The organism is Streptomyces sp. NPDC050564, assembly GCF_044457265.1.
In the GTDB taxonomy this organism is placed as follows: domain Bacteria; phylum Actinomycetota; class Actinomycetes; order Streptomycetales; family Streptomycetaceae; genus Streptomyces.
On the sequence record NZ_JBITGS010000008.1, the window covers coordinates 155,450 to 173,319 of the forward strand.

The 17,870-nt window shown below is 70.1% G+C and carries 16 protein-coding genes; 4 read left to right on the top strand and 12 right to left on the bottom strand.

All coding sequences use genetic code 11. The features are described from left to right. Positions 1 to 176: 176 nt before the first annotated feature. The 7 genes from ACIBK0_RS15020 to ACIBK0_RS15050 all read right to left on the bottom strand — a co-directional run bounded on the left by ACIBK0_RS15020 (position 177) and on the right by ACIBK0_RS15050 (position 6,567). Complete coding sequence (locus ACIBK0_RS15020) at positions 177 to 845, bottom strand: TetR/AcrR family transcriptional regulator (RefSeq protein ID WP_399079568.1); 669 nt, start codon at positions 843 to 845, stop codon at positions 177 to 179. A 94-nt stretch (positions 846 to 939) separates the two neighbouring features. Then, on the bottom strand, positions 940 to 1,785 hold the full coding sequence (locus ACIBK0_RS15025; protein ID WP_399079570.1) for a fumarylacetoacetate hydrolase family protein: 846 nt from the start codon (positions 1,783 to 1,785) through the stop codon (positions 940 to 942). Between the two features lie 34 nt (positions 1,786 to 1,819). Then, positions 1,820 to 2,755 carry a 3,4-dihydroxyphenylacetate 2,3-dioxygenase gene (locus ACIBK0_RS15030; protein WP_399079572.1) on the bottom strand — a complete coding sequence of 312 codons (936 nt, stop codon included), beginning with the start codon at positions 2,753 to 2,755 and terminating at the stop codon, positions 1,820 to 1,822. Then, positions 2,748 to 4,217 carry an aldehyde dehydrogenase gene (locus ACIBK0_RS15035; RefSeq protein ID WP_399079574.1) on the bottom strand — a complete coding sequence of 490 codons (1,470 nt, stop codon included), beginning with the start codon at positions 4,215 to 4,217 and terminating at the stop codon, positions 2,748 to 2,750. Before ACIBK0_RS15035 ends, ACIBK0_RS15030 begins: the two co-directional genes overlap by 8 nt. Before the next feature lie 125 nt (positions 4,218 to 4,342). Then, on the bottom strand, positions 4,343 to 5,152 hold the full coding sequence (locus ACIBK0_RS15040) for an acetoacetate decarboxylase family protein (RefSeq protein WP_399079576.1): 810 nt from the start codon (positions 5,150 to 5,152) through the stop codon (positions 4,343 to 4,345). Between the two features lie 12 nt (positions 5,153 to 5,164). Next, positions 5,165 to 6,373 carry an NAD(P)/FAD-dependent oxidoreductase gene (locus ACIBK0_RS15045; RefSeq protein ID WP_399079578.1) on the bottom strand — a complete coding sequence of 403 codons (1,209 nt, stop codon included), beginning with the start codon at positions 6,371 to 6,373 and terminating at the stop codon, positions 5,165 to 5,167. A gap of 5 nt (positions 6,374 to 6,378) precedes the next feature. Next, the gene (locus ACIBK0_RS15050) at positions 6,379 to 6,567 is read right to left on the bottom strand and encodes a ferredoxin (protein ID WP_138044410.1); all 189 of its coding nucleotides are present in this window, start codon (positions 6,565 to 6,567) and stop codon (positions 6,379 to 6,381) included. A gap of 357 nt (positions 6,568 to 6,924) precedes the next feature. Here ACIBK0_RS15050 and ACIBK0_RS15055 point away from each other — a divergent pair, with 357 nt between their 5' ends. Together ACIBK0_RS15055 and ACIBK0_RS15060 are read left to right on the top strand one after the other, a co-directional pair. Further along, positions 6,925 to 8,280 carry a glutamine synthetase family protein gene (locus tag ACIBK0_RS15055; protein ID WP_399079581.1) on the top strand — a complete coding sequence of 452 codons (1,356 nt, stop codon included), beginning with the start codon at positions 6,925 to 6,927 and terminating at the stop codon, positions 8,278 to 8,280. A 20-nt stretch (positions 8,281 to 8,300) separates the two neighbouring features. After that, positions 8,301 to 9,593: a cytochrome P450 gene (locus tag ACIBK0_RS15060; protein WP_399079583.1), complete on the top strand. Its 1,293-nt coding sequence runs from the start codon at positions 8,301 to 8,303 to the stop codon at positions 9,591 to 9,593. Positions 9,594 to 9,715: 122 nt separating this feature from the next. On the opposite strand, the gene ACIBK0_RS15065 is transcribed toward ACIBK0_RS15060, so the two are convergent. The 5 genes from ACIBK0_RS15065 to ACIBK0_RS15085 form a co-directional block, all read right to left on the bottom strand. Next, positions 9,716 to 11,530, bottom strand: a complete 1,815-nt coding sequence (locus ACIBK0_RS15065) for an ABC transporter ATP-binding protein (RefSeq protein ID WP_399079586.1) — start codon at positions 11,528 to 11,530, stop codon at positions 9,716 to 9,718. Between the two features lie 567 nt (positions 11,531 to 12,097). After that, positions 12,098 to 13,744, bottom strand: coding sequence for a thiamine pyrophosphate-binding protein (locus ACIBK0_RS15070; RefSeq protein WP_399079588.1), 1,647 nt, complete (start codon positions 13,742 to 13,744; stop codon positions 12,098 to 12,100). Then, positions 13,741 to 14,526 (bottom strand): cyclase family protein, encoded by a 786-nt coding sequence (locus ACIBK0_RS15075; protein ID WP_399079590.1) that lies wholly within the window; start codon positions 14,524 to 14,526, stop codon positions 13,741 to 13,743. Before ACIBK0_RS15075 ends, ACIBK0_RS15070 begins: the two co-directional genes overlap by 4 nt. A gap of 190 nt (positions 14,527 to 14,716) precedes the next feature. After that, a complete protein-coding gene (locus ACIBK0_RS15080) occupies positions 14,717 to 15,544 on the bottom strand; it encodes an enoyl-CoA hydratase-related protein (RefSeq protein ID WP_399079593.1) in 828 nt (275 codons plus the stop codon). Between the two features lie 40 nt (positions 15,545 to 15,584). Beyond that, positions 15,585 to 16,079 carry a PaaI family thioesterase gene (locus ACIBK0_RS15085; protein ID WP_399079595.1) on the bottom strand — a complete coding sequence of 165 codons (495 nt, stop codon included), beginning with the start codon at positions 16,077 to 16,079 and terminating at the stop codon, positions 15,585 to 15,587. Positions 16,080 to 16,177: 98 nt separating this feature from the next. Between ACIBK0_RS15085 and ACIBK0_RS15090 the strand changes: the two genes are divergently transcribed. Together ACIBK0_RS15090 and ACIBK0_RS15095 are read left to right on the top strand one after the other, a co-directional pair. Next, positions 16,178 to 16,645, top strand: a complete 468-nt coding sequence (locus ACIBK0_RS15090; protein WP_399079597.1) for a winged helix-turn-helix transcriptional regulator — start codon at positions 16,178 to 16,180, stop codon at positions 16,643 to 16,645. 415 nt (positions 16,646 to 17,060) lie between these two features. Further along, positions 17,061 to 17,417 (top strand): hypothetical protein, encoded by a 357-nt coding sequence (locus ACIBK0_RS15095; protein ID WP_399079599.1) that lies wholly within the window; start codon positions 17,061 to 17,063, stop codon positions 17,415 to 17,417. Positions 17,418 to 17,870: the final 453 nt, after the last annotated feature.

A 17,870-nucleotide genomic window follows, 5' to 3' on the forward strand; every position in this document is an offset into this window, starting at 1 on the left:
AGAGGGGGACATTTTCGTTTCAGGCCAAACGAGTTGCCTCATGGTGGGCTGAAACTATCCGTTTGACAAGAGGTGGCGCGGGGAAATCCCCTCACGCAGGCAGCCCTTACTCGTACGGAATCAAACGAGGCCCTGGGCGCGACGGCCCAGGGCCTCGAAAGGCGCAGGTCAGCGCTTCAGTCGCGAGGATCCGTCACCACGTGTGCGCCGTCGCCGGCTCCGGCGTCCGCGTCACCCGCGCCGTCGCCGTTCGCGTGGAGGAGTCGCAGCAAGGTGCGCAGCTCCTCCAGAGCGGCGTCGGTGACCTCGGGCTCGCCGAACACAAGCTGGTGCAGGACGAGACCATCCAGAGCGGCGAAGACCAGCCGGGTCAGGGGGCCGCTCGCGCCACCGGGGATCATGCGCGACAGCTCGCGCTCGGTGGCGTCGAAGTACTCGTCGTAGAGCACACGGATCTGCGGCAGCAGCTCGGGGCGCCGACGCGACTCGAGCAGCAGCTCGTACTGGAACGCCTGGGTGTCCGGGTCCGACGTGACCATCTCGGACAGGCCGACCGAGAAGTCCGCGACCTTGCCCGTCCCCGTCTCGAGCGCGCTCCTGTTCAGGCTGTCGCGCACGGAGTGGGCGAGCGCCTCCTCGATCAGCGCGTCACGCGAGCCGAAGTGGTGGACGACCAGACCGTGGGTGGCCCCGGCCTCTTCCGCGACCGCCCGGTAGGTGAGCTTGCGCAGACCGCCTCGGGCCACGACCCGTACGGCCGCGTTGAGGAGCGCCTCCCGGCCCTGCCCGTAGTTCATCCGCTTGCGCGGCCTGCGGGCTTCAGGGGTCTCGGCGGATTCGGTCATGGTCGCGACCCTACCCGCCGGGCCCCGCACGGCAGCAGCGCGCCGGTGACCTCCCGTCGGGCCCGGCAGGGTGCCGTTTCCGGGCTGAGCCATGTCAGCGCCTGGGCGGCCTGATGCCGCGGAACTCCCAGTCGCCGCCGAGCGCGGTGGACAGGACTTCCTCCGACTCCGTGGGCTGGGCGCCGACATCGGTACGGATCGGGGTCGGCCCGGTGACGATGTGGTTGGTGAGCCTGCCCAGGCCCTCGACCTCGACCTCGACGATGTCGCCGGGCTGTACGGGACGGGAGTTGGCCGGGGTGCCGGACAACAGGACGTCACCCGGGTAGAGGGTGATGGTGCGGGCGATGTCGGCCACGAGATAGTGCATGTCCCACTCCATCTCGTCGGTCGAACCGTCCTGCACCACCTCCCCGTTGACGTACGTCTTCAGGTACTTGCCGTGGAAGTCCCAGTCGGTGACCAGGCCCGGGCCCAGCGGGCAGAGGGTGTCGGAGCCCTTGACGCGAAGCATCGAACCGGCGTCGGTGTCACGGAAGTCGTGCAGGCCGTAGTCGTTGGCGACGGTGTATCCGGCGATGTACTCCCCCGCCTCGCCGGGCGAGATGTTGCGCGCGGTCTTCCCGATGACGATCGCGACCTCGCCCTCGTAGTTGAGCCACTTGCACCCCTCGGGACGGACGACGGCCCCCTGGTGGGAGTTGAGGGCCGAGGTCGGCTTGTGGAAGTAGGTCGGGGTCGCCGTCAGCTCGATCTGGAACTCGTCCACCCGGCTGCGGTGGTTGAGGTGGACCGCGACCACCTTCGAGGGCACGACCGGCGGCAGATGCCGGGCGTCCTCGATCTTGACGCGACGGCCGTCTCCGGCGACGAGTTCGTCTTGGTCGCGGAGGACCTGGACGGCGGCGCCGTCGAGGAGGATGCGGCGGTACTCAGGCATGGGCGGGCCTTTCTGGAAGCTTTCCGGGCGCTTTCTAGGAGCGGCTGTGCGGGGTACGCGGGGCGGTGGGCGTGGGCACTCCCGTGCCGGTCCAGCCCTCGGCGGGGCGGTCGAACCACAGGTGGACCTGGCCGGTGCCGATGGAGTTCTCGTACGCGCCGTACTGCCGGGCGGGGGCCGTGCAGTTCTGCTCGCCGAGTGCGCCCGCCATCATCAGGTAGTGGAAGAAGCGGGCCTCGGGCTTGTACTTCCAGAAGTCCGGCATGGTCCCCAGGACCTTGTCGTGGCGGCCCTCCTTGAACCAGGCGATGCGCTCGTGGTCGGCCTCGCGGGCCTCCGCGGTGAAGATGTGGCGGGGGTCGCTGGACTCGTGGTCACGCAGCTCCCGCAGCGGCCAGAAGGTGTGCGAGAGGGCGCCGGAGGCGATGAGGAGGACCCGGCGGCCGGGGGTGGCGGCGATCCCGTCGGCGAGCGCACGGCCCAGGCGCAGATGGTCCTCCATGTCACCGGTCTGACAGACGCCGATCGTCACCCACCGTTTGTCGGGCAGCCCCTCCCCCAGGAACTTCCACAGGTTGATCGTGGCGTAGTAGATCGGCAGGTAGTCGTCCTCGATCGCGGTGATCCAGGTGCCCTGCTTGTCGGCGAACGAGGCGATGTTGTGGGCGAGTTCGGGGTCGCCCGGGAAGTCGTACGGCATCCGGCACATGCCGCGCGGCAGCTCCTCGGAGGTGAAGAGCCCGGCCCGGCGCTGCTGGGCGGTGACGACGAACTCGACCGTGGTGGCCCAGTGCGAGTCCAGGACGACGACGGTGTCGTAGTCGTCGCGCTCGAAAACCTCCTCGCGGAGCTGCCGGAGGCCGGTGACGAGGGTGATTTCCCTGCCCTCGTTCAGCTCCAGCCGATCGGCTTCCGGCAGGACGATGGTGGGGACGTGCGCGAGCAGCCCGGCCCCGACGATCTCACCCATGGTTCTTCCATCCGTTCGGGGCGATGACGGTGTTCTTCAGGTCGCAGTAGAAGTCGAAGCTCCAGGTCCCGCCCTCGCGGCCGACGCCGGAGTGCCGGGAGCCGCCGAAGGGCGCCTGAAGGTCGCGTACGAAGAAGCAGTTGACCCAGACCGTGCCGGCGACGAGTTGGGCCGTGACGCGCTCGGCGCGCTCGTGGTCGCCGGTCGCCAGGGTGGCCGCGAGACCGAAGCGGGTGTCGTTGGCGAGACGGACGGCTTCCTCCTCGGTGGCGAAGGTCTGGAGCGTGAGGACCGGGCCGAAGACCTCTTCCTGCACGATCTCCGAGTCCTGGGCCACATCGGTCAGCAGGGTCGGCCGGTAGAACAGGCCGCCGAGCCCGGCGTCGGGGGTGCCGCCGATCACGGCCCGGGCCCCCTGCCCGATCGCCCGCCGCACGAAGCCGTCGATCTTCTCCAGCTGGCGGGGGTGGATGTTGGGTCCGAGGTCGGTGGCCTCGTCACGCGGATCACCCTGCTTCAGCCGCGAGGCCTTCTCGACGAAGCGGCGGGTGAACTCGTCCGCGATCGATTCCTCGACGAGGATCCGGGTCGCCGCGAGGCACACCTGGCCGGCGTTGTCGTACTGCTCCACCGCGAGGTCGACCGCGAGGTCCAGGTCGGCGTCGGCGAAGACCAACAGCGGTGACTTGCCGCCGAGTTCGAGGCTGAGCGGGGTGAGCTGGGCCGCCGCCGACCCGGCGATGCGCTTGGCGGTGGGAACCGACCCGGTGAAGCTGATGCGGCGAACGTCCGGGTGCGAGGTGAGGGCGTCCCCGATCTCGGCGCCGAGGCCCTGGACGACGTTGAGGACGCCGGCCGGCAGCCCGGCCTCGGCGGCGATGTCGGCCAGCAGGGACGCGGTCAGCGGGGACCACTCGGCTGGCTTGAGGACGACCGTGTTGCCGGCGGCCAGCGCGGGGGCGACCTTCCACGTCGCCAGCATCAGCGGCGCGTTCCACGGCGTGATCAGCACGGACGGACCCGCCGGGTCCCAGCTCACGTGGTTGGTGTGGCCGCGCGTCTGGAAGTCCTCGTGGTCCAGCGTCAGCAGCCAGTCGGCGAAGAACCGGAAGTTGTGCGCCACGCGCGGCATCACGCCACGGCGGTGCGAGCGCAGGAGCGCGCCGTTGTCGTGGGTCTCGACGATCGCGAGCTCTTCGATCCGCTTCTCCACGCCGTCGGCGATGGCGTGCAGGATACGGGCGCGTTCGGCGCGCGAGGTGGCCGCCCACGCGGGGAACGCGGCCTTGGCGGCGCTCACGGCGGCCTCGGCCTCCGCAGGGCCGCCCCGGGCGATCTCACCGAGGGTGCTGCCGTCGATGGGTGAGGTGTCGGTGAATGTCTCGGCGGAGGCGACACGTTCACCACCGATGAAGTGCCGGGTGTCGACGACGACGCCGGCGACGGTGACGTGGTCAGTCATGTGGAGGGCTCCCTAGGTACGAGGGTGAGGAGGAGCGCCCCGACAGGGGCGCGGAGCTGTGACACCATGCGGCTTCGCGGCGTGGGCGCGACAAGCCGCGGACGGCCCGCACGGGCCCGCCGGCCTTACCGGGCGGACGCTCCCGACGTGCCGGACTCGAGCAGCCGCCCGCCGTCCCAGACCACCCCGACCTGGCGGTAGTACGCGGCGATCGGCTCCCGGATCTCCAGCCGAGCCAGCTCCTCCGTCGGGGCCTCGAACAGCTCCAGCTCCGCGTCACCGACCCACGGCTGCCCGGCCTCGAACGACGCCGCGCCGGTCTCGATCAACTCGTCCAGTGCCAGCCCCTTGCCCTCGATGGAGGGCAGCCAGCGGTGATGCGCCATGGGATGTCCGTTGACGAACCCGTTGGTCTGCGAGGGCTCCCGCAGAGTGACCACGGCCTGGGCCAGGCGACGGTCGGCGGCGGCCAGGGTGGCACCGAACCGCGCACCCGCCTCGATCCGCGGAGCGGGCCCGTACGGGTGCGGACGCGTCTGGTGGATGGACCCGAGCTTCTTCGGGTAGCCCTGGTGCAGCCCGCGGGCGATGGCGAAGTCCTTGTCCACCCAGATGTAGACGCACCGCGAGTACGTCTGCCCCTGGTACGAGCAGCGGACGACGGCGAAGGCCTCCTTGTACTGGGAGAGCACCGGGTCCAGCAGTTCGTCCTGGCCGGAGGAGCAGGATTGCCAGTCGGCCCAGATCAGCGCGACCGCGCCCGGGTCCTCGTCCGCCGGCTCCAGCGGCTCGGGGAGCAGTTCACGTACCCGGGCCGGGTCGGTGCGGTACTCGACGGTGAGCAGGTCACCGGAGTACTTCCAGGGCGGTGCGGGAATCAGCGACGACGAGCCGGTCGCCGTCTTGGGGTGGAGGTATCCACGGACGCTGGCCATGACGTTGGTTCCTTACGCGATGAGGGCGGGTTGCTTGAGCAGCTGGGCGCGGTAGCGGGCGGCGCCGGTGGTGGCCGCGTGACCGCCGAGGGCGACGACGCCGACGAGTCGGCCGCCGGCGTGGTAGCCGACGAGGACGTCACCGTCCGGGTCGCCGTCCAGGACCCGTACGTCGTCCTTGCCGAGCACCGGCGCGCCGAACGACTGCAGCCGGAACTCGTGCTGGTCGCTCCAGAAGGTGGGCAGCGGTGCGAACGGCTCGAAGTCCGCCTCCGCGCCGACGAGATGCGCCATGAGGCTCTTGGCCGCGTGCTTGGCGGTGTCGGTGGGAATGGACCAGTGCTCGACGCGTCGGGGTACGCCGTCGTAGCGGGCGTTGGGGAAGCGGGCGACGTCGCCGACCGCGACGACGTACGGCAGTCCGCCGACCCGGAGCTGGTCATCGGTGAGGACGCCGTCGGTGAGGTCGAGGCCGTTGCCGTCCAGCCACTCGGTGTTGGCTACCGAGCCGACGGACTCCACGACCACGTCGGCCGGAAGAACCGTTCGGTCGCTCAGGACGACGCCCGTGACGCGGTCCTCGCCCTCGAATCCGGCCACGCTCGTGCCGAGCGCGAAGCGCACCCCTCGCTCCTCGTGACGCCGGAGCAGCGCGCGGCCCAGCAGCTCGCCGAGCGGCCCCACCATGGGCAGCGGCAGCGGATCGATGACGGTCACCTCGGTGACGCCGAGGCCGACGGCGGTGGCGGCCACCTCGCAGCCGATGAACCCGGCGCCGACCACTACGACCCTGGCGCCGGGCCGGGTCAGCTCCTCGCGCAGCCCCTGGGCGTCGGCGAGGGTGCGCACGGTGTGCCGCCCGGCGAGCGGTCCCTCGCCGCGCAGCCGCCGGGGCCGCATACCGGTGGCCACGACGAGGCCCTCGAACGCGAGCTCCTCGCCGCTGTCGAGCACGACGACGCGGTCGGCCAGGCGGGCGGAGGTGACCGAGGCACCGAGCCGCCACTCCACATCGGCGGCGCTCGCCTTCGGAGTGAAGGCCAGGGACTCGAACGGTGCCTTGCCCGCCAGTACCTCCTTCGACAGCGGAGGCCGGTTGTACGGCATGTGGGGCTCGTCCCCGATGACGGTGATCGCCCCCGTCCAGTGCGCCGCGCGCAGCTGCTCGGCGGCGCGCAGGCCACCCATGGAGGCGCCCGCGACGACGATGCGGGGTGTCATGGCCTTCAGGCCTCGATCCGGATGGCCTGGAGCGGACAGACGTCCGCGGCCTCCTCGACCTCGTCGCGCAGCGCGTCGTCGGGGTCGGATACGTAGGCCAGTCGCCCGTTGTCGTCCAGCTGGAAGACGTCGGGGGCCGCGAAGACGCACTGTCCGTGGTCCTGGCACTTGTTCATGTCGACGACGACCTTCATGGCCGGTCCTCCTGGATGTGAGGGGCGTCGGAGCGCGGAGTGGTGGAAGAAGGGGCCCGACCTGCGAACACTGCGGTCCTGCGGCCGGGCCCCGGCCAAAGGGGTCGGTGGAACCGAACTGGTCGGTGGAACCGAACTCCCTAACTCGTTTGGCTTCAAACAACATAGGAACCCGGGGGGGCCTGGTCAATAGCTATCCGGATGGATAAATTTTTGAGGGCAACCCCTTGCGGGGAGGTGGCGAGGTTCTTACCGTTTGACTTCAAACGATTGGCCGCGGCCCTGCTCTCCCAGCCGCACGGCACCCCGGCCGCCGTCCTCACTCCGCCACCTTCACGTCCGCCCGAGGAGACATCGGTGAGCGCTCAAGACACCTCTCAACTCCGCCAGCACCTGGAACGGCTCGCCGCCGAGGGCATCGATGTGGTCCGCGTGACCTATCCCGACCTCATCGGTACCGACCGCGCCCGGGACGTCCTGCTCGACCATCTGCCGGCGGCCTGCGAGCACGGTCTCGCCTTCTGCCGCGCCGCCTACCACACCAGCCCGCAGGGTGACGTCGTCCCGGTCGAGGGCGGCCTGGACGCGGGCCTGCCCGACATCTGCGTACGCCCCGACCTCGACACCCTGGTCACGCTCCCCTGGGAGCCGGGCGTCGCGACCTGCCTGGGCGACGTCACGGATCCGGCGACCGGCTCCCCCGCCGCGGAATCGCCCCGCGACCTGCTCCGCACCGTGCTCGCCCGATGCGACGAGCACGGCCTGCGCCCGGTGGTCGGGCCCGAGCTGGAGTACTTCCTCTGTACGGCCGACCCCGAGTCGCCGAGCGGCTGGCGCCGCTACACGGAGGCGGCCGGTGTCGTCTACACCGCGGGCCTGCGCGCGGACCCGGACAATCACCTGCTGCGCACCCTGCGTCAGCTGCGCGACCTGGGCATCGGCGTCACCAGCGGCAACCACGAGTTCGACGGCGCGCAGTTCGAGATCAACCTCACCCACTCCGACGCCATGGACGCCGCCGACCGTGCCTTCCGCTTCAAGGCCGCCGTCAAAGAGCTGGCCCGGGCCGAGGGCAAGCTCGCCACCTTCATGGCCAAGCCCTTCAACGACGCGGGCGGCTCCGGCTTCCACCTCCATCTGTCCTGCCAGGACAAGGACGGTCGCAACGCCTTCGACGATCCCTCGGCGCCGTACGGCCTCTCCGACACCGGGCGCCACGCCGTCGCGGGCGTCCTCACCCATGCGCCCGCCCTCGCAGCGCTGCTCAACCCGACCGTGAACTCGTACAAGCGCTTCGGGCCCGACACCCTCGCGCCCTGGCTCATCGACTGGGGTCTCGACAACCGCAGCGCCATGGTCCGCATCCCGCCCGAGCGCGGCTCCGGTGCCCGCTTCGAGCTGCGCCTCGGGGACGCCAGCGCCAACCCCTATCTGGTGATCGCCGGCACGGTCGCCGCCGCGCTCCTCGGTGTCCTGGCCAAGGAGGAGCCCCCTGCCCCACTGGAGGGCTACGGCTACGACACGGCCAAGGCCGCCCTGCTGCCCACGACTCTGCCCGCCGCGCTCGACGCGCTGGAGGCGGACACGGCGCTCGCCGACATCCTCGGCAAGGACTTCACCGCTTCGTTCCTCGCCTACAAGCGGAACGAGGTCGAACGCTTCCAACGGCACGTCACCGACTGGGAGTTCACCGAGTACGCCTACCACCTGTGACGTCTAGGAGACAGCACATCATGACCACCCACCTCCCCGCCGTGACCGAAGCCGCGAACGAACCCCTCCCCCTGGAGGACGTCGACCTCGCCGACCTCGACAACTACACCGACGGGGTCACCCCCTGGCGGATGTTCCACACCCTGCGCCACGAGGACCCGGTGCACTGGCAGCCGGAAGAGGCCCCCAACTCCGGCTTCTGGGCGGTGACCCGGCACGCGGACATCGCCCGCGTCGACCGCGACGCCGCGACGTTCACCTCCACCAAGTTCGTCAACCTCGAAGAGCTCGATGACGACCAGATCAAGAAGCGCGCCTCGATCCTGGAGCTGGACGGCGTCCGTCACCGCGCGATGCGCAGTCTGCTCCAGCGCCAGTTCGGCCAGGGCGTCATCAACGAGTACACCGACTTCCTGCGCGGCCTGACCGCCAGGACACTCGACGCCGCCCTCGCCAAGGGCACCTTCGACTTCGTCGCCGACGTCTCCGCCGACTTCCCCATCAACGTGCTGGCCCGCCTCCTCGACGTACCGCCGGAGGACAACCAGCAGCTCATCGACTGGGGCAACCGCATCATCGGCAACACCGACCCGGACTACGCCGACGTCCTGCTGCACAGCGCGGAGAGCGAGCAGTACCGCGACCTGCCCTTCCGCTCCCCCGCCTCGCTCGAAGTCTTCGAGTACGGCCGGGAGTTGGCCCGGCAGCGGCGCGGCGGCACCGGCACCGACCTGGTCTCCAAGCTCGTCAACGAGACCCCGCGCGACGGAGTCCCGCTCTCGGCCCAGGACTTCGACAACTACTTCCTGCTGCTCGTGGTGGCAGGCAACGAGACCACCCGCCACACCATCTCGCACTCCATGCTCGCCCTCATCGAGCACCCCGAGCAGCTCGCCAGGCTCCAGGAGGACCCCTCTCTCATCCCGACCGCCGTCGAGGAGTTCCTGCGCTGGGCCTCCCCCGTCTACCACTTCCGCCGCACCGCGACGCGCGACGTCGAACTTGGCGGCAAGCAGGTGAAGGAGGGCGACAAGGTCGTCATGTGGTACGCCTCCGGCAACCGTGACGAGAGCGTCTTCGGCAATCCGTACGACTTCGACGTCACCCGGCAGAACAACGACCACGTCACCTTCGGCAAGGGCAGCCCCCACCTGTGCCTGGGCAACCTGCTGGCCCGCACCGAGATCCGGATCATGTTCGAGGAGCTGATCCCGCGCCTCGCCTCCATCCGGCTCGCCGGCGACGTACCGCGCGTCCGCTCCAACTTCGTCAACGGCATCAAGAAGCTGCCGGTCGAGGTCACCCTCGCCTGACGGCCCCACGTCGCCCGACAGCACCGCTTCGCCTGACAGCATCACCTCGCCCGGCAGCACCACCGAGCAAATACACCGTGACCGGGTCGCCCTCCACGCGAGGGCGACCCGGCGCCTCGCGTTCAGCGCAGGTCGGCCGCCGCGGGGGTGTCGTCGAGGAAGCCGCCCGACTGGTGCTGCCACAGCTTCGCGTAGGCGCCCTCCGAGGCAAGCAGCTCCTGGTGCGTGCCCTGCTCGACGATCCGTCCGTGGTCGAGGACGACGAGCTGGTCCATGGTGGCGACCGTGCTCAGCCGGTGCGCCACCACGAGCGCCGTCCGCCCCTCCATGAGCCGCCACAGGGCCTCCTGGACGAGGATCTCGCTCTCCGAGTCCAGGGCGCTGGTCGCCTCGTCGAGCAGCAGGATCGGCGCGTCACGCAGGATCGCCCTGGCGAGGGCGACCCGCTGACGCTGTCCGCCGGACAGCTTGATGCCGCGCTCGCCCACCATGGTGTCGAAGCCGTCCGGCAGCGCGTCGGCGAACTCCGTGACGTGCGCCGCCTCGGCCGCGCGGCGGATCTCGGCGTCGGTGGCGTCCGGCCGGGCGAAGGCGATGTTGTCCCGCAGCGTGCGGTGGAACATCGCCGGGTCCTGCGGTACGTAGGCGATCAGACTGCGCAGGTCGGCCTGGCGCAGCCTGCTGATGTCCTGACCTCCGATCAGGATCCGGCCGGCGTCGATGTCGGTCAGCCGCAGCAGCAGCCGGGTGAGCGTGGTCTTGCCCCCGCCGGACCTGCCGACGAGACCGATCCTCGTACCGCTGGGCACCGCCAGGTCGAGGCCCTCGAAGAGTGGCTCCGCCCCCGCGTGGGCGAAGGTCACCCGCTCGAAGCGGACGTCGGCGGCCCGGGACAGCAGCGGCTCCGGCGACGCCGGGTCGAGCACGGTCGGCGGCTTCAGCAGGAGTTCGGTGAACTGCGCCGCCTCCGTCATGGAGCTCTCCAAGCGGCGGTAGATCTGGTTGAACTCGAACATGATCCGCGTCGCGTTGCTGTAGTACGTGAAGGCGACCACGACCGCCTCCACCCCGTGTGTGCCCCCGCCGAGCGCGACCGCGAGCAGCAGGCCCAGCGCGTTGGTCAGCACGGACATCGGTGCGACCAGCGTGTCGATGCGCAGGTTGCCGTAGTCCCACGACCTCAGCGAGAGCCGCCGCGACTCGGCGACGCGGGAGCGGTGCTCGGCGGCCTCGCGTTCCTCGGCGGCGAACGCCCGGACCGTGTCCATGTTCATCAGGCTGTCGGCGACATGGCCGGACACCCGGGCGATCGCCTCCTCGCGCCGGTCGACGAGCGCCTGGCGTCGACGGATGAGGGGCACCACACACAGGGCCGTCAGGGCGATCATCGCCAAGAGTCCGACGACGAGCAGCGGTTCGTAGCGCCAGAGCACCACCGAGCCGAACACCAGCGGCACGAGGCTGCCCACGACCTGGAACGTCAGCGTGTCGACGCACTCCTCGAAACGGGAGGCGAAGCTCAGGACCCGCTTGGTCAGCGACCCGGCGAAGTTGTCGTGGAAGAACGCGGCGTCCTTGGCGAACAGCTCGTCCATGCCGATCACGTACAGGTGCTCGATGCCGAGGGCGTCCAGGCGGTTCATGCAGTGCAGGCCGAGACGCCACAGCGTCTCCGCGAGCAGCAGGACGCCTGCGAAGCCGAGCACGTAGGGCAGCGTCGAGCCCAGGGCGATGTCCGCGTCGCCGGCGATGCGGCCGATGAGCTTCGCGACGACCAGCGGCGCGATGTAGTTGATGCAGATGTTGCCCAGCGCGGGCAGCAGCATCCCGGGCACCGTCAGCCGCCGGAGGCGGGCCAACTCCCGTCCGTAATAACGAAGCGCGAGGAGCACCGAGCCCTTGCCCGGCCGGGCCTCGCGCGATTCAGGCGATTCCATCCCAACCCCGTGTTGTCGTGCGGCAGCCCACCACGTGCTGCTGTGGGGAGACGCCGTTGCCTCAATGTCCGTACGGAGCTTCGGTTCGAGTGAGCGCCCTTGCTCGGGTCGTCCTCCGACAGGCGGGTACGACGACGGAGCCGCCGCGGGCCTCGCGGCGACGCCACCGTGCGAGTAGGGGCAGGTAAGAAGACGCAGTTTCCCGCTACGGCGGCCGCGGAGTCCAAGCGTTTTTCTCAGCCAACGGCGCGCCGTACAGGTGTGCGCCCCCGGCCGCGAAAGTCGCGTGCGGCCTGTCAACACCACTTGGCCGGACACTCCTTGGCCCCGCCCGTCACGTCTACGGCGGCGACGGTACGCACGCCGCAACCTGGGACGGCGAACACGAGGACGAAGCCGTGGCGGAAAGCGCCCGCACACCCTGTTCCGGGCGGGACGCGGGGAGCGTGTCGGGGTCGGCGGGCCCCGTGCGCACAGCGTGCCGACCATCCCCGTGCGGGCCTCGACCTACTCGGTCAGCTGCGGGACGAACCCGGACCGCACCCCGGTGGGCGCCGCCGGAGAAGGTCAGTGCCCACGGAAGGCCTCCTCCAGCCACCAGGCCCCACGATCAGCGACCACCTTGGCATCGATGAGCAAAGGCGCGGACCGTGGCCCGCCCACCCAGTCCTCGACGGCCTTCAGGTCCGCCGGAGTGCGCACGGTCACCGCCTCGAAGCCGTACCCTCGCGCCACGGCGGCGATGTCCGTCGGCGGGAACCTGACCGTGTCGAGCGGGTACCCGTCCGGCCCGAAGTGGTGCACCTCCGCTCCGTAGGCGTCGTCGTTGTACACGACGACCACCATCGCAAGCCCGAGCCGACGTACGGTGTCGAGTTCCACGGCGCTCATCAGCGCACCACCGTCGCCGAGTGCGGCCACCGGCAGCCGTTCCGGCTGTGCCAGCGCGGCTCCGATCGCGGTCGCCAGCCCCAGGCCGATCGACTGGAACGCCTGGGTGAAGCACAGGCCGTTGTGGTCCGGCACCGACAGGTACATGCTCGGGTAGCCCATGAAGTTGCCGGAGTCCACGCCGATCACCCGCTCGGCGGGGAGGATGTCGTCGAGTGCGATGCTCAGGGTCCGTGGGTCGATCCGCTCACGGCCGCTTGCGTCGTCGTACGGCACGTCCCGCCACCGGATCCGTGCGGCGACGGCCGCCTCGATGTCGGCGGTCCGATAGCCCTGCCGCGATGCGTCGCCCGCCGTGAGGTCGAGCGCGTGCCGCGCCGTGAGTTCCGCATCGCCGACGATGCCGAGGTGTACGTTCCGGTGCGCACCGAGCGCGGCCGCGTCGTCGTCGACCTGCACGACGGTGGCGTCGGGGCCGATCAGCCGACCGTGCCGCATCGTCCACATGTTCAGCGCGCAGCCCCAGCCCACGATCAGGTCCGCCGCCCGGATCAGCTCGGCCGCCACGGGCGACGAGAAGCCTCCGGACACATCGAGCGACCACGGGTTGCCGTGGAACAGTCCGCGGGCGACGGCCGAGGTCGCCAGCAGTGCGCCGTAGCGCTCGGCGAGCGCCGCGAGGGCGTCCCGGCAGCCGGGCGTGCGGGAGCCCCGGCCGGCTACGAAGACGGGCTGCCGCGCCTGTTCGAGCGCCCGCACCAGCGCGGCCACGTCGGCCGCCGCCGGCTCGACCGCGGTCCGTCCGGGGGGCGGAGCGATCAAGGCGGGTGCGCCGTGGGGTACTTCGAGGGCCTGCACCGCCAACGGAAGGTTGAGCACCACGGTGCGCCGCTCGTGCACGGCTCGTCGTACCGCGTCGCCGGCGTGCACGACCGCGTCCTGAGCCGACGTCACACGCGCCGTGACGGCGCCCACCGCCTGCGCCAGCGCCTCTTGGTCGACGTAGAAGTTGGACCTCGGTTCGGTCACCTCGGCGGCCAGCACCAAGAGCGGTGTACGGCTCTTGGCCGCCTCGGCGATGCCGGTCATGGCGTTGGTCAGGCCGGGGCCCTGGTGCACGCTGAGCGCGGCCACCGTGCCGCTCATCCGCGCGTAGGCGTCGGCCATGGTCGCCGCACCGCACTCATGGCGTGCGGCGACGAACCGACAGCCCGCCGCGACCATGGCATTGGTCAGGTGGAAGTTGCCCGAACCGACCACGCCGAACACGTGGTCGACCCCGGCCGCGGCCACCGCCCGGCCGACGGCTTCCGCCACCTTCACGGGCGCTCCACCAGAGCCAGCACCCGCGCGGGAGCTCCGGAGCCCGTGACGATGGGCAACGGGCCCGCGATGACAACAGCGCCGGTCGGGGGCAGCGCCGCCAGATTCTGCAACTGGGTCAGCCCGTACTTGTCACTGCCCATGAGATACGAGTGGCAGGGGAAGGCCGGGTCGAAGGAATGCGCACGCCCGGCGTCGGTGCCCACCGTCTCGACACCGAGGCCGATCACCGGCGACTCCTCCGCCACCCACCGCGCACACTCCGGCGACAGACCAGGGGTGTGGGCGCCGTTCTCGTCGGCGTTGACGAACGCCTCCTGAGAGTGCGAGCGGGCGTCCCAACCGGTGCGGAGCAACAGCCAACCGCCGTCGGGCAATGGTCCGTTGTCCGCTTCCCAGGCCTTGATGTGGTCCACCTCGACGAGGAAGTCCGGATCCTCGGCGGCCGCGGCGGAGAAGTCCAGTACCGCCGCGGGTGCGACGAGGCGACGCGCCGGCACCGACGCCACGTCGGCGCGATCCTTCCCGGTGACCCAGTGCACGGGCGCGTCGAAGTGCGTGCCGGTGTGCTCACCGCTGCGGAAGTTGTTCCAGTACCAGGCCGGACCCCGGTCGTCGTAACGGCTGATCTCCTCCAGTTCGAACCCCGCCGTCTGACCGAACTCGGCGGGCAGTTGGATCACCGGAGTGGACGACGACAACGGAGAGGTGAGGTCGACGACTTCGATCGCACCACTGCGCAGTCCGGCTGCCAGGGCGGCGAGGAGGGAGGGCTGGGGCATGACGACCTCCTGAGACATGGCTGAACTGTCGGCACCGCAGGATGCGCTGACGACGGCTTGACTCTCAAGAGTGTCAGCCCATGCCAGGGCGCGCGCCGGTTCGCCACGGTCACCATGGAGGACTGTCGCACCATCCCTTCGCGGAGAGCGTCGACGCTCGACCACCTGTCGACGCTCGACCACCTGAGCCCTAGGACCCGCTCCCGTCGCGAGCGGTCAGCGGGCCGCCTGCGCGGGAGGCGATGCGCGCGGCCGTGTCCGCCGTGCCCAGCAGTCGGGCGGACGTCGCGGTTTCGGCCGACATGCGCAGCACCGGATCGGCCCCGGTGGGCCTCAGCAGTGCGTGCGTGGCCTTCAGCGCCGCCTCGGGCGCGGCCAGCAGGGCCGCCACCCGCGCGGCCACGCGGGTCTCGAGGTGCTCCCGGCTCTCGAACACCTCGGTGACCAGGCCGAGTTGTGCGGCCTGCGCGGCGGAGAGGCGTTCGCCCAGCAGCAGAAGCTGGGCAGCACGCTGCGGTCCGAGACGCCGCGGCAGCAGAAGGCTGGCGCCGGCGTCCGGTACGACGCCCAGGTCGACGAACGCGTACTGCAGATGGCTGCGCCGGGTCGCGTAGACGAGGTCGAAGTGCAGCAGCGCGGTGGCGCCGCTTCCGACGGCGGCGCCGTCCACGGCCGCGACCAGGATGGTGTTGGTGCGCAGCACCGCCTTGTGGAACTCGAGGACAGGGGAGCTGAGGGCCAGGGCTGTTCCGGGGTGGGCGAGGAAGTCGTCGAGGTCGTTCCCGGAGCAGAAGTCCTGCCCGGCACCGGTGAGCACAATGACCCGCACGCCCGGGTCGGCATCCGCCTTCGCGACGGCGTCCGCCAGAGCCCGGTACATGGCCACGGTCAGGGCGTTGCCCCTCTCGGGCCTGTTGATGGTGAGGGTGACCAGCGGTCCCGCGTGGTCGACGCGGATCTCCCCGGCGGGGCCGGAGGCGGACGGCCCTACGAACCGAACGGTGCTGTCGAGGGTCACGTCGCCTCCGTGTTCGGTCTGTGCGCTTGGGGAGTGGGGGTCAGGCGGTCGGCAACGGGAACACCATGCACGTACTGGTGGCGTGCGCGAGAAGGCGTTCCGATCCGTCCAGCAACCGGGCCTCTGCGAGTGCGGTACGTCGGCCGCTGCTGAGGACGCTGCCGACGGCGCGGACCTTGCCCGTGTCGACCGTGATCGGGCGGAGAAACTTCACCGTGAGGTCGAGCGACGTGTAGGCCATGCCCTGCGGCAGGGTGGACTGGACCGCGCAGCCGGCCGCCGAGTCGAGCATCGTCGCGTAGATCCCGCCGTGCACGCTGCCGATGGGGTTGTAGTGCTCCTCTCCGGGCACCAGGGAGAACACCGCGTGTCCGTGGTCGACCTCTTCGAGGGCGAAGCCCAGAGTCGCGCCGACCGGCGGCGAGGGCACACGTCCGGCGAGGATCTCCCGGAGGAACTCCAGCCCGGAACCCTGCCCGACGGTGGCCGCCGAGATCGTGGGATCTTCCCAGTCGTATGTACGAGACCGTTCCATGCGGCTGTACTACCTCCTCTGACTATGTTCAGTGAAGCTAGCTCCGGACGGCGCTGACTGTCAATGACAAAGCCAGGCGGCTTGCCTACGATGACGGCATGAAGTGGCTGGAGATCAGCACGGAGAACTGCACAGTCCAGCGCACCCTCGACCTGATCGGCGAGAAGTGGACGCTGCTGATCCTGCGTGAGGCCTTCAACGGGGTCCGCCGCTTCGACGACTTCCGCCGCCACGTGGGGCTCTCGGAGGCGGTCCTCGCCGGGCGGCTCCGCAAGCTGGTCGAGGCCGGGATCCTGAGGACCGTGCCGTACCAGGAGCAGGGCAGCCGGACCCGGCACGAGTACCGCCTGACCCGCAAGGGCCGGGATCTGTGGCCCGTCCTCGTGGCGCTCCGGCAGTGGGGCGAGACATACGTCGGGGACCCCGAGGGCCCGATCCTGGACATCCAGCACAGCGACTGTGGCGCCCCGGTACGCGTCGTAGTCGAGTGCTCCGAAGAACACGCCGCCCTCTCCCCCACCGAGGTCACGGTCCTGCCGGGTCCCGCGGCCCGACCCCGGACCTGACGCCGTCGAGGCGCCCGCGGGCGCCTCGACACCTTGGAAGCCAGGCGTCAGCCGCCGGATCCGCGGCCTCGACGCCCAGGGAGTGGTGTCACGGCCGTCCAGTGGAAGGTGAACGCGCCGTGATGCGTTCTCCTCGATGCGCCATCAGGAAAACACGGAATACACACACAGGCGGACGGTTATCCGTCGGCAAATGAAACCCCGCTCCCACATTTGGGCAAGTTGCCGAATACGTGCTCATATTTGGGATATCGCGATCGACGTGTAACGCGACGGCGGTTACGTGACGCAGACCTACACGGGCCCGCGCGACGACCTGTGTGCGTGACGCGGCAGGAGATTCTCCCGAGAGACAGCCCGGAGCGTGTTTTGTCTCTGCCTCGGCTCGCAAAGTGATGCGTCAGATTGGATTCCCGTGAGCAATACCGACCCGATGCCAGGACCCCATACCTACGACCCGCCCCCGGGTGGCCCACACCGCTACGAACGGAGCCGGTCCACAGCCCGGCGGACGGCCCTGGCCGTCCACACGATCGCCGACATCGCCGCCGTATTTCTGGGCCTGTGGATCCTGCTTTACCTGCTCGGAGCCAACGAAGCCAATGTCTTCGTCGAGTTCGTGCACGGAACGGCCGACTGGCTGGCCTGGTGGTCACAGGATGTTTTCACCATGGACACCGAAAGTCTTCGCGTTCTCCTCAATTACGGTCTGCCGGCTCTGATTTATCTGCTGGTCGGCCACGGGATCTCTGCGCGGCTCAGTCGCGCATGACCGCATTCGGATCTCGGTCCCGGTCGGACAAGTAACCGTATCCGGACCGGGGATTCGGCCGGGTTCCGATAACCGTTGCCCCCGGACGCGCGGCGGAGATCTGCTTCTCCCACGGCCAGAGCAGCGCATGACTCCCGCCGGCCGGACGACTCACGCCGGTGAACCACGATTGCCCTGGCGGTCATCAAGGATTTCGGGGTCCGGTCGGGCGGGCCGGATGTACGAACCGGTCGGGCGGCCCGGATGTATGAACCGGTCGGACGGGGCCGGATGGACGAACGAGACGGCCCCAGTGGACGCCTTGGGATCAGTCCGACCGCCGGACCAGCACAACGCCCCGGGCTCCGGCGAGCGGTGCCCGGGGCGTGTGCTGCTGGGGGTGTCGGACGACAGCGGCCGGTTACTCCTCGTTGTCCGAACCGGCCGGGCTGGTAGTCGCCGCCGGGCTGCGGG